The organism is Mycobacterium sp. KBS0706 (genome assembly GCF_005938675.2).
GTDB lineage: Bacteria > Pseudomonadota > Alphaproteobacteria > DSM-16000 > Inquilinaceae > Inquilinus.
In genome coordinates, this window is sequence record NZ_VCCH02000147.1 from 1 (window position 1) to 12,587 (window position 12,587).

The window sequence follows — 12,587 nt, forward strand, 5'->3', positions numbered from 1 at the left end:
CCCGTGGACGCGGGCCGAGAAACCTGTTCCGGTTTCGGTTGGTAAGCGCGATCGGGGGGTATCCCCAAAATTTCTGGCGCTTCGCCGCCAGAAATCCCGGGTGATCCCCCTCCACCCCGATCCCGCTTGCCAACCTGATACCCGCCTCGCCGGCGGCGTCCTTCGGCCGCATGCGCGGACCGAAGCGCGAACGACGAGGGAAATGACATGAACGAGACCGTGACGATCCAGCGCGGAACGCGGATTCGTTGCATCCTGGCCCACTCCGGCGAAGGCGTGGTGACCGCGGTTCGGGAAGATCCCCATGCGGGCAACACCTACGCAATCGGCCTTCCTGGCATGGAGCGGGTGCGATCGACGGGCAAGCACCTCTACGACGTGGTGTTCCTCAACGGCCACTTCTCCCAACGGGTGCCGGAAACCATCGTCCGCGGCGTTCAGTGGCACATCCTGGAGGGGCTTGCAGACGAGGAGGAGATTGCCCGGCTCCTCGCTGCCCATCACCAGCGCCGGGCCGATGACGAGGCCGCGGCCGAGCGGCGGCGGCTCGCTTTTGAGGGCGAGTGGGACCGGCTGCAAGCCGAGCCCGCGAATGGGCACCTGACCCAGGGCGACGACCAGTCGAGCGGGGTTCTGGCCGCGAAGAACATCCGGGCCATCCTCAGGCGCGCATTTCCGGGGGAACGATTCTCGGTCCAGAAGCGGTCCTGGGGATCTGTGTCGATCCAGTGGGAGGACGGGCCCACTGAGGAGCAGGTGCGCGGCCTGGTTGACCGCTTCCGCAGCGGCAGCTTCGACGGCTCCCAGGACCTATATGTGTCCAAAAAGACCGCGTGGAACGCCCTGTTCGGCGGTACGCAATACCTCAACCTCACCCGGTTTCACAGCCCAGCCCTCATCACCCGCGCGGTCGCGGAGGTGATGATGAATATCGGCGATATCGGCATCGCGATGCCAACGGCCGAGGACTACGCCGCCGGCAAGCTCTGGGACATCGAGGTCCCGGGCGCTCACGGCCTCGAAAGCCTGATCCGCATCCATGCGGGGCGCTTGGTCGGCTGACAGCCTAGTTAAGAACGGATCAAACAAGGATATGGCATGGCAGAGCAAAATGCCGATCAGATCGCGACTGGAATGGCCAAAGCGGGGAGCGCTGGGTCGCTTACCAGGCCCGGCTCGACGCCATGCTGGCGGCGTTTGGCCAGGCCGCGATCGAAGTCGCCGCGCCCGCGACGGACGAGCGCGTGCTGAACGTCGGCTGCGGCGGGGGCGCGTCGAGTCTGGCTCTGGCCGCCCGCGTCGGCGCGGGGGCCAAGTGCTGGGCGTGGACATATCCGAACCGCTGATCGGCCGAGCGCGCGCACTTGCGCCACAGGATGCGCCGGCCCTGCATCGTCCCGGCGAGCAATCCGGCAAGCTGACAGGGATTGACAGGGGGAGACGCCCCGTCTCGATGGCTCGGCGTCGGCCGTGACGCGATCGACCCCGCACCGCTTGCGGCCGGAACGCAGAGGAGGTAGGGCGGCGGGCCTTTGTCCCAGGTCGCACCGCTGCCATTGGTTTATATCAAGCTCATCGGCGACTACCTCTGAAACGAAATTGAGCTCCATCATCGGCGCCGGCGAACGCCGCGCCATGACGGGAAAGGGGTGGATATGCCCCTTGACGGGCAGATTCCGCGTCAGGAAAATCTGCCTGTCTCAACCTGATCGGGCCGACTCGTCGGTTCCGATCGGAACCCGAGACGGCCCTGCATCCAAGTATGGAGGGTCATATGTCGATGTCCATCGACGATGTCGTCAGCAAGTTTGATCCGGAACATGAAACAGGACTGCGTTGTGTTGGCGCGAAGTTACCTGGATCCATCGACCCGGCCTTTGTGGCGGAAGTTATAAGGGGATTGGTCGAAGAAAAGGAGCACTTCGTGCTCTTCTACGCTGGCGGGAAGATCTTCATCGGGAGTGATGCTGCCGCATACTTCAAGGATCTTCTGCCGGAAAAGTGGTCTGATGGTCGGTGGCATATCGGCCACGAGCCTCATGGCCCGGATCTCGATGATGATCGTGATTGAGCATCGACAACAGACTGACGCTTCTTGCGAATATGTCTGACCGAGGGGGATAACTCAGGTTATCCCCCTCTTCTTTAGCGCTGAACAGCCATAACGGAAGTCCGCGCCGCGGCAATCGCTTCGGTCTCAGGTGTTCGGATTGGCGAGACCTGGACCACGGCCGCCAGGTGCCCAGGTTGGAATAGGACGGCCCGGCCTGGCGGCAGCGACAGCACCGTGTTCTCCGGGATCAGCGCCTCCTCGGCATCGCCGAGCATCCGCTGGTCCTCCCAAGTTTCACCACCAAGGGCACCGACCTTGGTGCGCTCCATCTTGGCAACTCTCTTCCGCACGGTGCCCGAAGCCGTGGCGACCCATTCCGCGGTTTCGGCATCGGTGCCGCCGAAGATCATCTTGACCTGGCAGTTGGTCAGCACCGATTGCAGCACTGCGCGACCGTCGAGGGTCTTGTCGTCAGGGCTCAGCATGTCGGCGAAGCTCTGAAACGCGACGGTCATGTTGACGTTGGCCGACGCCGCGGCCGCGAGGATACGGGTGATCGTCTCCGAAGCAAGGAACTTCAGTTCGTCGACGAAGATGGTCAGGGGCATGGTCCGGACCGCTTTCATGCGCGTGGCGGCCTGCACCAACTCAGTAAGCAGCAGGCGCGTCGCGAGGGTGATATCTGCGTCGTCGATCGAGCCGATGACGTAGACGACAGCGTTGTTTGACAGGGACTCCTCGACATTGAGGCCGCGGCCCGCCTTCGGGGAGAGGCCACGGCGCGCGGCGAAGCGCTCGAGCTTGGCCGTAGGGGAGAGAAGGGCCTTCGTCTGATCCTCGTCCAGCTTGGCGCCGGCGACGCCCTTCAGCAGGTTTCCGAGGCTCGATCGCGGGGATTGCGCCAGGACCTCGCGCAGCACCCGGGCGGAGAGAGCCTTGTAGTGGTCGGCGTCGGTGCCGCGCTCCTTCAGCCCGAGCAGTTCGGTCATCCGAACGGCCCGCTCTTCGAGGCTGCCATGCTCCAGCGGCGACCAAGTGCCATGCCCCTGGTCCTTCAGATCCACGAGCACGAAGGGACGGCCCAACTCCTTGGCCCTGGCCCGCATGATAGCCGGCAGGAACTCATCCCCCTTCGGGTCGAACATCCACACGGAATCGCCGCGGAGGATCGCCTGATCTGCCCAGCTCTGGAACGTCACACCCTTGCCGAAGCGGGTCGCGCCGATGACGCACTTGTGCGTCTCCAGGAAGGTCCGCGTCGGGATCCGCGCCGGCGTTCTGTTGTCGTTAACCGCAGTGAAGACCTCGCCCGGCGTGTAGAGCGCCCGCGGATCGAAGCTCACAGCGCCCCAGCGGCCGACCTCCTCGCGGATATCCGACAGCGCCTCGGTGTGCTGTCCGACCCTGGCGTCGCGAAGGCGAGCCGACAGCCAGGGACGGCCGTAGCGCACAAATAGGATGCGCAGCACCGCCGCCAGGCAGGGCACGGCGATCGCCAGAACCCACCAGCGGTCGACCAGGTCGGCCACCAGCGCCGCGGCCGCGTCCGGCGACAGGACCCGATAGGCGAGCATGCGGTAGAGGATGGCGAAGGCGACGCCGAGGATCGCGGCGCCGAGGGCGCCGATCCGGACGAGCCACCACAGCGTGTGGTGGCTCGTCTTGTCGTCGTGCGGCCGCTCCCCCGGCCAGCCGATCAGGATGGACAGGGCGACCAAGCCGAGCACCCACATCGGGAAGTTCGGATAGCCCCAACGGAGCACCGCGATCCAGAAGTGGTCGGCCGATTGCGTGACCTGCGAAGCGAGCCCATTGGTCATCGGGGACCCTCAATTCGAAGTCCAACTCATGGCGCGCTGGCCGGGATGATCCCGGCCAGCGCTATGACGGCGATCGCTATCGAGCGAGCGCCGGACGTTCGCCGTCGTTTGCCACCGCCGGGACCCCCGGACAGCGACGGCGAGCGCAGCGACAGGCCATCCCCCCAGGCCTCGAGCCTTGGGGGGACAACCGCCGCCGCGTGCCGCCGCCGGAGGGCGATCTTGCGGCGCCACAGTTAGTGGTCGTCATGGATCCTCCATGGTTGTCGATTGCCCGGGATTGGGCGGGTCTGTCTGTCGCGTCATATCGATTCTCCGGTTTGATCAGATGAAGCCCCGTCAGGGGCGTTCGCCCGCACGCGCTGCCAAGCGCCCACGGACCGCTCACCACAACCCTGGCTGCCAAGCCAGAGCCGCACTCAACGCTGTCAGCTTTCGGTTGTCCGGGCGCGAGGGGAGGGGGCCACCCTCCCGTCGCTGCCGTCGCTCCACCCAGGGTTTCGATCGAACCACCAGGGGCGTTTGTCACCTACTCACCGACGCTCCCAGCCATAACCGTGACCGTCCCGCCAAGGACGGTCAGACCCGGTGCCACCCGGATCCGGCCTTAGGCTTTCCCGCGTTATTCCAGTCGGTCTTATCGAGCAGACCGCCAGCGCCTCACGACGACGGCTAGGCCTATGGCCTTTCGTCTCAGATTTCGGGGGACCGAGGTTCCAAAGCATCTCCCCTACTCACCGCGTCGCTTCCAGCTTCGATCACCGAGGGACTGCAGCCCTCGGCACTGGCTCTTGCTCTCCGATGTGCATCCTCGGACGGATGCAGTTACAGGCTTGAGCTATCCATCGATCTCGCGAGGTTGCCCCCACAAGTACCAGCCATCCCAGGTTTCCCCTGATGGCCTCCCGGTCGTTTCCGGCCGGGCGTGAAGCCCACCTGATCGGCACGCGTTCGACCCTCTCGAGCCGCCCACGGGCGGGGCTGAATACCCGCTCTCCAACTGGACAGGGCTACCCGTGTCACCACGGGGCCCGTGTCCGCGTCGCCCAACGTCCCACCAGTCGATTGGGTCGAACGGGGGAATCGCACCCCCGAGCGCCCGTTGCAGCCGGACGAGCCCCATTACGGGCATCCGGCTACGGCGTTGAGTCACGCCCGGGTTGGCAGCCCGGACGCGCGGCTAAGGTTGCATGGCATGGTTGGGCGGCCCTCCTGTCCTCCTTGTGCAAGGCAGGGCCGCGAAGCGTTGTGGCTGAAGGTGTTCCGCTGGCGAGGCGGAAACACGAGGTGTTTCCGCCTCTGGCGGGTCCGTGTGCTCCTCGGATCGCGCGGCCTCCGGTTCCGCCCGGACGGCGCAACAGGGTTGCTGGTCCGGTTGTCTCCTAGTGCCGCGCGATGTCGTCGCGCACGGGGTGGCCTTCGGCCACGGCTTGGCGGCAGGGCGGGGTGGCTGGTCCCATCCATACCGGCGTCTGAAGCCGGTCACGGCAAACCGCGACGGCCTCACATTGCCTCATCCCCGCTAAGTCGCCAAGCCTATTTCCGCTGTCGCGGAAGTGCTACGCGCAGGAACCTCTTCTAATTTTTCGCTATCGCTCTTTATTATTTCTATAGATTTTTCCAAAACGGCTTTACGGTTCGCGGCGCCATTCCACCTGCGCCGTTCACCATCTTCAACATATCCCACAATGGAGAGTTGTATGCATCAACGATGCTTAGATGTCTGCATTTATATCGAGGTTTATTCTGCAGCGCAGCGCGTAGCGCCGCCTCTTCGAGAATGCAGTTCGGCGCGTAGCGCCACCGCATTGCCAATGTTGCTGATGTTGCAATCTCGGATCGCACTGAGCTGCAACGGCAGCTGCAATCGGGCTGCATCAGGCAGGGTGTGCTGATGCGCGTCTATGTGCACAAGTCCGGCATCATGCAGGATATCCTTCGCCACATCGCGAAGGGCTACGTCTGGTACATCCGAGGCGTCGTGCCGGCGGAGAGAGTTGTGTCGGTCGCGATGAAGCTTGCGGTGAAGTTTCAGACCGAGATGAGCGCTAGCCGCCGCGCTTACCGGAAGGCGCAGGGCAGGGCGAACGCACGGCTGTTCCTGCACCCGGTGCGGGCCGATGCGTTCGAGTTCGTCCTGCTGTTGACGGACGGAGAGCATGCCGGTCGCATCACCGAGCGTTTCCAATCTGTCGCCGACAAGCGCTGCCGTCTCGTGTTCAATGACCGCTTCGAGGCGATCAGGATGCCGGCCGCCGGGGGCACCGCGCGATGGACCTGGCGCCTCACTGACGAGGCATATGACGCCTACGGCGCCGCAGTGCAGATCGGCGTCCGGAAGAGCGACGAAACAGAGATCCGGCGCATGATATCGCTGATCTACGGCATGCCCGGCTTTCGTGGTCTGCGCAGGCAGATGGTCGGCCTCTTGAAGCTGCTGCATGCAGAATGGAAGCGCGCCGGCAAAGGTGAATCGTGCCCCTATGTCTCAACGAAGCCGAAGGGCTACTTGCGCCTTATTGACATCAAGACGATCCCGCTAGACGATGTGGTCGCTCGCATTGCTGCTGGAAGGCGTGCGATCCCCCACCACCTCGTCTATGACAGGAGCCAGCAGCATGGCGGCCAAGCCGTTGAAGCTGTCTATTGCCCCGACTCAAGCAGTCACCCTGCAGCTGAAGCGCGTCACGCTGACGCCGACAGCGCATGACGCATTCCTGACCTACAAGCGGGCTTTCGCCGAGATCTACAGCACCGACATCGACGACGACGAACTCGCAGCCCAGCTCATCACCCTGGCGCTGAAGAACGATCGCAGCCTGATGCGATATCGACAGGCCAAGCGGACCCGCCAGGAAGGGCAGGGGAGTGCGGCCCCGGAGCAGGCGCATGGAGCACGCGCTGCAGGTCTCGGCGCCGAGCCGGCGCAGGAGTCCGAGTAGCGTGGCGGAGCCCGCGGCGCGAAATCCGCTGCTCGCATACTACGGTGAACCGATCCGCCCTTTTCTCGACGATCCCGAGGTAACGGAGATCTGCATCAACGGCCCGTCCGAGGTGTTCGTTGAGCGCGGTGGACGGTTGTTTCGGACCGAGGCGAGCTTCAAGTCCGTGGAGGAGCTTGACGAATATGTGCGCCAGATCGCGCATCATCTGAAGCAGGACATCGACCCCGACACGCACCCGATCCTGGATGCGCGGCTCGACGACGGCAGCCGGGTCAATGCGGTGCTCCCGCCGTATTCGGTCGGCTTCACCAGCGTGACCATCCGTCCGAGCCCGAAGCGGCGGATGTCGCTAGACGATCTGCTGCAGCTGCGGATGCTGGACGAGGCTGTGGCGCGGCGCGTGGAGAGTGCCATCCGTGATGGCGACAGCGTCGTCACCGCCGGCGGCACGGGCAGCGGCAAGACCACGCTGCTGCGCGCCTTCTCGACCTTCATCCCACGCGACGAGCGGGTGCTTGTTGTCGAGGACACGACCGAGAACATCGTCCCCGATCATCCGCACGTTGTGCAGCTCGAGGCTGCCCGCCGGCGGCGCCACGGCGACGATCGGATGGAAGTCACGATGGGAAGCCTCATCACGAACACGTTGCGGATGCGCGGCGATCGGATCGTGGTCGGCGAGATCCGCACGCCGGAGGCGGCCGCCGCCTTCTTTTGGGCCCGGAACACCGGTCACAGCGTGCCGCTGTCCACCGTCCACGCGAACAGTGGCGGGGAGACCTTCCTGCGGCTTCGAAACCTGCTGGCAAGCGCGGGTCCCGGTATCCCGTTGCCGGTGCATGACGAGATGGTGAAGTCCAATATCAATCTCGTCCTGCACGTGCGGAAGCTGCGCGTCGGCGACGAGGTGCGGCGCCGCGTCGTGGAGGTTGTCGAGACCGAGGCCGGCGAGATGCGCGATGCGCTCCGCTACGATCCGGAGTGCGACGCATGGGCGTGATCGCACGTATCGGCGTTGTGGCGATCATGACCATATCGGCTGCCTCCCCGGCAGCTGCAGCGGACTTATGCTTCGCCCGCGCGTCCCGCCTGGCGCATGTGGAGCCGGATATCCTGCTGGCGATGTCGTTCGTCGAGAGCCGCTGGCACCCCGATCGCGTGAATAGCTCCAATGCCAACGGCACCGAGGATGTGTGCCTGATGCAGGTCAATTCGATCCACCATGACCGTTTGGCCGCGATCGGAGTGACCCGTGATCGGTTGCTGGGGAACTGGTGCATCTGCCTGTTGGCCGGCGCACAGGTCCTCGGCGAGATGATGGACGCCGTCGGCGGCGATGTCTGGACGGCCGTTGCCGCCTACAATGCAGGCCCGAACAACATCGCCGGCGGTCGCCGCTACGCGACGAAGGTGCGCCAGGTGGTCGAGGCCGTCCGCACGGTGCGACGGCGCTTGGCAGGGCCGCCGACGCCACAGTCGCCATCCCTCCCGGCCGAGGCCATCGCAGGCGACGCTCAGCTCGATGCGCTCGCAGCGCAGCTGCGCGGGGCTGAGGAGCCGCCGCATGCCCCGTAGCGCCACCACGCGGCCGCGGGCGATCATGGGCAATAGCGCGGCACTGAGACAGCCGCCGCTGTCGTGGTGGTCCGTCTTCTTCCCGTGGCTGCCACCGCTCCGGCAGGGCCGCATCGTCGCCGCGGCCGCGTGCCTCCTTCTCCAGCTCACGTTCTATGGGTGGCCGGCGGCGGTGATGTGGGCCCGCCTGGCCGGCCCCCGGCGCGCCGGCGGCGGCATCCCCTTCGGTGTCGGTCGGCTCTCGTCGCCCCGCGTCCGGGCCGACATGTGGGGCGCGCCGCCCGGCCTTCGCCGGGATATCTGATGGGGCGGGAGGTTCCCGGCGGTGCTCGGGCAGGGGGCCGAGGGATTTGTCCTTCTCTCCCCCGAAGCGGCTTCCGCCCAGCTTCCTGCGCGCCCACAGGCGCTCCGTGCAGCCGGGTCCCCGCGAAGCCCCTTCCCCCTCCATCCCACCGGTCGCCCGGCTCCGGGAAGCATGTTGGAGCAGCATGCTTCGCCACTACGGAGACAGGGATCCCGGACGACCTGGCGGAGCCAGCGTGACGCCTGCTCTAGGTCGACGGCACCTACCGCTGTGGGCCTCGGCGCGCTATATTTGTGGCAGCGATCATCCGATCGCCCCTGTGGACCCGTTGAGGGTCCGCAAGGGCGCTCGGCGTTTCCGCAGGCTTCCAACGCTCGATAGTGGAGGTGGCTGTTGTGGAAATTGAAGATCGTAGCAAGGTCGATGCGCCGATCGCGGAGACCTTCTGGCAAGGTGTGGAAAGGCATCTTAGGGATGCAGGTTTCGAACCTAGGCAGGCAAAGGAGGTAGTGCACATCATGGCGTACATCCTCCCGCAGTCCGTATTGGAGCAGACCAAGGCCCACGCGAAGGAGATCACCGCTGATCTGCGCAAGGATGTCGACGACTTCCGCAAGGAAGCGAAGGCAGACCGGCGATGGATGTTCGGTGTCGTGATCGCGCTCTATGCGCCGATCATAGCCCTTGTGTCAGCCGTGATCCTGAAGCTCTTTTCCATCATCTGAGCGTCTTCTGGCGCAATGCCAAAGGGGCGGTGGTCTCCACCGCCCCTTCTACTTATGGAAGCCCACGCTAGTGGTTCAAATCTGACGCTTGATCCCGTTCCCCGTGGACCGCTCTCGACCCAAAGCTGCCCTTCAGCCCATAGTGAACAGGCGTTGTTCTGTCGCTGGTGGTGCTGCGGATGGGAGCCCGTGCGACCCGGTCCAAGGACCAGGATTGATAGCGTGTTGCGGAACCGCCCGACCGGGAGAGGCTGATGGGAGCAAGGCTCGATTACTGTTCCCACCATCGTCCAACAGCTTTCAAGACGTCTGGTGAAACCTGTCCAGGAATGTTAAGCTGAAATAGGGCATCAGTATTATAGCCGAGATACCATATAATCCCATTCAACACCTTGCTATGGTCTTGATGCATATCGACACCACGTCCGTGAGCAACGAGCCGACTCGCCACAAGCATTAGCCTTTTCTGATCTGCGCACTAGCGCCATCCATTCCCGTATTCACTGAATATAGGAGCTTGAACATGTCGACAGAGCTTGACGACACCAGCCGATGGCACTACGGGGTCGGGGAAATTGATCGTCGATCCTTAGTCGCTTTGCTCGGCGCCGGGGCGGCCTTCCTGATGCTGGCGGGTAAGGCGCGGGCGCAGCAGGTTCCGATCCCCACAACCGCCGCCCAAGTTCCCGGCCCGGCGAGCGGCACCGCCATGACCACGGCCTACGTGCAATCGGTGGGGCGCATGGCCTATCTGTGGGGCTGGCCGCTGGTCAATTCGGTCAACCGCTCCATCGCCTTTTCCAAGGCGCCCGAACCAGGCTTGATAGGCGGAGTGGTTCCGATCGCATTCAACGGGAACGCAATGCTGACCGGGTATATCAGCCCGGACCAGACGATCATCGCCTGCCCGAACCAGGATGTCGCGTATGGTGCCGGCTGGATGACACTGGACAAAGAGCCCATCGTCTTCCAGGTACCGGATTTTGGCGATCGTTTCTGGGTCTACGCGCACTATGACGCGCGCACCGACGAGTTTTCCAAGATCGGCAAGCAATACGGCACCAAGCCCGGCTTCTATCTGATGGTCAGTCCAGACTGGAAGGGCGAAACGCCAGCCGGCATCACGGCCGTGGTGCGCTCCTCCACGTCGCTTGCCTTTGTCATTCCGCGCATCTTCATCGATGACAGCGTGGAGGATCAAAAAGCCGTCCAGCCGTTGCTCAGCCAGGTCGTCTACTACCCGTTGTCGGAGTTCGACGGGAAGATGAAGATCAAGGATTGGAGCAAGCTTCCGCATTTCCCGGCACCGAAATCCACCGGCAAAGGTGAGACCAAGTGGGTAAACCCGGAAACCTTCTTCGACGAGTTACCTGAGGTGATGAAACAAGTGCCGCCGCTGCCGGGCGAGGAAGCCCTCTACAATTGGATCGGCAGCGTGCTGGAGGCGGCCGCCAAGGACCCGCAAATCAAGCAGACGCTCAAAGACACCGCCGTTGCGGCTGCGAGTGAGCTGATCGACCCGTTCCTTCTGTGGCGCAACAACGGCCGCCCCGCCGGCAATGGCTGGAATTCGCCGGTGAACGGTGCTGAGTGGGGGACCGACTACGTCAATCGCACGGGCACCTCCAAGTCGAACATGTACGACAACCTGCCTGAGGAAACCAAGTACATCTACACTGACAACGACAACAAGGGTGCACAACTCAACGGACAGAACGCTTACGCGATCACCTTTGCCAAAGATCAGACGCCACCGGTCAAGGGATTCTGGTCGTTGACCTTGTACAACGATGTCCACTTCTTCAACCCAAATCCACTAAAGCGCTATTCGCTGGGCACGAAGAACAAGACCATCAAATACAACGCGGACGGCTCGCTGACGCTTTACGCCAGCGCCAAATCGCCGGGCGCGGACAAGGAAAGCAACTGGCTGCCCGCGCCCGAAGGTACGTTCTCGCTCTACATCCGCGCCTATTGGCCCGACAAGCCTATCCTCGACGGCACTTGGACGCCGCCGACCATCGCGATGGTGCAGTGAATAAGCTGATCAAGCGCAGAAAGGACATGAACATGACAACCACGCGCACCCTCAGCCTTATCGCTGCCGCGCTGGTTGGCGGTTTGGCAATGAACGGCCTTGCTACGCAGGCTTTCGCTCAGGAGACCTCCTTCGATAAGTTGGCCAACCTCCCATTCGCGGAAGGCCGGCCCACAAAAGAGACAGCGCAGACCTTGCGCGACGAACTGCTCTTCCAACGGGCGACGCAGACCTATCTCTGGGCGCTGCCGTTGATCAACACCCTCGGGATGCAGGTCGGGTCGGAAAAGCACTTCGGCGCCGGCTACAACGTCCTGCCGATCTGGAAAAAGAGACTCGACGCCAAGACGCTGGTGACGACTCCCAACTCCGACCTCCTCTACGCGATGAGCTACGTTGACTTGGGCAAAGATGGGCCGGTGGTGATGGATGCCCCACCCATGCTGCAAGGCATCCTGTTAGATTATTGGCAGCGCCCCATCCCGGTCGATGGTGGCAAGTTCTTTGGTGACGTCGGGCTGTTCGGGCCGGATGCCGGTAAGGGCGGCAAGTTCTTGATCCTCCCACCCGGTTACAAAGGCGAGGTGCCGCAAGGCTACTTCGTTTACCGTTCCGGGACCAACAACGTCTTCATCTTCCTGCGCGGGTTCTACGAAGACCCGAAGAATCTGACGCCGGCCGCCGCGCACCTTGAAAAGACGAGAATCTATCCACTGAACGGCGAAAGCGGCGCCAAGGCGATGAAGTTCCCCGACGCCTCTGACATCCCGGTCAACATGCTGCCGATGAGCGATGGCAGCGCCTTTGAGCAACTCAAGCTGCTCGTGGACACGGAGGGCGACAATCTCGCCGGTCCGGATTGGCTCGGCATGCTGGCGGCGATCGGCATCGTCAAGGGTCAGCCGTTCACACCGGATGCGCACATCCGCGAGATCCTCGATCGGGCCGCGAAGACCGGTTACAAGATGAGTCGCGTCATCGGCTTCGACGAAAAGGTCAGTGGCAACTCCTATCTCATGTATTCGGACCGCCGCTGGGTAAATCCATTCCCAGGCGGGACGCCCGCCAATCCAACAGGAACTTTGAACCTGGCCTGGGAAAATGTCGCTGGAACATATCCATATCTG

Annotated in this window: 11 protein-coding genes; 10 read left to right on the forward strand and 1 reads right to left on the reverse strand. The window is 63.5% G+C overall.

The window, feature by feature from the left end; all coding sequences use genetic code 11:
* The first annotated feature begins 207 nt into the window (after positions 1-207).
* Both FFK22_RS38560 and FFK22_RS38570 read left to right on the forward strand, forming a co-directional pair.
* On the forward strand, positions 208-1,062 hold the full coding sequence (locus tag FFK22_RS38560; protein WP_138889127.1) for an LPD29 domain-containing protein: 855 nt from the start codon (positions 208-210) through the stop codon (positions 1,060-1,062).
* A gap of 712 nt (positions 1,063-1,774) precedes the next feature.
* Positions 1,775-2,071, forward strand: coding sequence for a hypothetical protein (locus tag FFK22_RS38570; protein ID WP_138889126.1), 297 nt, complete (start codon positions 1,775-1,777; stop codon positions 2,069-2,071).
* 74 nt (positions 2,072-2,145) lie between these two features.
* Here FFK22_RS38570 and FFK22_RS38575 read toward each other — a convergent pair whose 3' ends face one another.
* On the reverse strand, positions 2,146-3,873 hold the full coding sequence (locus tag FFK22_RS38575; protein WP_138889125.1) for a type IV secretory system conjugative DNA transfer family protein: 1,728 nt from the start codon (positions 3,871-3,873) through the stop codon (positions 2,146-2,148).
* A gap of 1,894 nt (positions 3,874-5,767) precedes the next feature.
* Here FFK22_RS38575 and FFK22_RS38580 point away from each other — a divergent pair.
* The 8 genes from FFK22_RS38580 to FFK22_RS38615 form a co-directional block, all read left to right on the forward strand.
* Positions 5,768-6,583 (forward strand): hypothetical protein, encoded by an 816-nt coding sequence (locus FFK22_RS38580; RefSeq protein ID WP_138889124.1) that lies wholly within the window; start codon positions 5,768-5,770, stop codon positions 6,581-6,583.
* On the forward strand, positions 6,492-6,815 hold the full coding sequence (locus FFK22_RS38585) for a hypothetical protein (RefSeq protein ID WP_138889123.1): 324 nt from the start codon (positions 6,492-6,494) through the stop codon (positions 6,813-6,815). The genes FFK22_RS38580 and FFK22_RS38585 overlap by 92 nt, the downstream gene beginning before the upstream one ends.
* Positions 6,763-7,818, forward strand: a complete 1,056-nt coding sequence (locus FFK22_RS38590) for a CpaF family protein (protein ID WP_138889122.1) — start codon at positions 6,763-6,765, stop codon at positions 7,816-7,818. Before FFK22_RS38585 ends, FFK22_RS38590 begins: the two co-directional genes overlap by 53 nt.
* Complete coding sequence (locus tag FFK22_RS38595; protein WP_138889121.1) at positions 7,809-8,393, forward strand: lytic transglycosylase domain-containing protein; 585 nt, start codon at positions 7,809-7,811, stop codon at positions 8,391-8,393. The genes FFK22_RS38590 and FFK22_RS38595 overlap by 10 nt, the downstream gene beginning before the upstream one ends.
* Positions 8,383-8,697: a hypothetical protein gene (locus FFK22_RS38600; protein ID WP_138889120.1), complete on the forward strand. Its 315-nt coding sequence runs from the start codon at positions 8,383-8,385 to the stop codon at positions 8,695-8,697. Before FFK22_RS38595 ends, FFK22_RS38600 begins: the two co-directional genes overlap by 11 nt.
* A 386-nt stretch (positions 8,698-9,083) precedes the next feature.
* A complete protein-coding gene (locus FFK22_RS38605; RefSeq protein WP_138889119.1) occupies positions 9,084-9,422 on the forward strand; it encodes a hypothetical protein in 339 nt (112 codons plus the stop codon).
* Between the two features lie 523 nt (positions 9,423-9,945).
* Entirely contained in the window at positions 9,946-11,460 is a 1,515-nt protein-coding gene (locus FFK22_RS38610; RefSeq protein WP_138889118.1) for a DUF1254 domain-containing protein, read from the forward strand.
* Positions 11,457-12,587: DUF1254 domain-containing protein (locus tag FFK22_RS38615; protein ID WP_221939190.1), on the forward strand; the 1,131-nt coding region annotated here is incomplete at its 3' end. The genes FFK22_RS38610 and FFK22_RS38615, both read left to right, overlap by 4 nt.

Excerpts from the sequence above, each read along its gene's own strand:
- FFK22_RS38560 (WP_138889127.1), top strand. The coding sequence starts at position 208 with ATGAACGAGACCGTGACGATCCAGCGCGGAACGCGGATTCGTTGCATC.
- FFK22_RS38570 (WP_138889126.1), top strand. The coding sequence starts at position 1,775 with ATGTCGATGTCCATCGACGATGTCGTCAGCAAGTTTGATCCGGAACAT.
- FFK22_RS38575 (WP_138889125.1), bottom strand. The coding sequence starts at position 3,873 with ATGACCAATGGGCTCGCTTCGCAGGTCACGCAATCGGCCGACCACTTC.
- FFK22_RS38580 (WP_138889124.1), top strand. The coding sequence starts at position 5,768 with ATGCGCGTCTATGTGCACAAGTCCGGCATCATGCAGGATATCCTTCGC.
- FFK22_RS38585 (WP_138889123.1), top strand. The coding sequence starts at position 6,492 with ATGGCGGCCAAGCCGTTGAAGCTGTCTATTGCCCCGACTCAAGCAGTC.
- FFK22_RS38590 (WP_138889122.1), top strand. The coding sequence starts at position 6,763 with ATGGAGCACGCGCTGCAGGTCTCGGCGCCGAGCCGGCGCAGGAGTCCG.
- FFK22_RS38595 (WP_138889121.1), top strand. The coding sequence starts at position 7,809 with ATGGGCGTGATCGCACGTATCGGCGTTGTGGCGATCATGACCATATCG.
- FFK22_RS38600 (WP_138889120.1), top strand. The coding sequence starts at position 8,383 with ATGCCCCGTAGCGCCACCACGCGGCCGCGGGCGATCATGGGCAATAGC.
- FFK22_RS38610 (WP_138889118.1), top strand. The coding sequence starts at position 9,946 with ATGTCGACAGAGCTTGACGACACCAGCCGATGGCACTACGGGGTCGGG.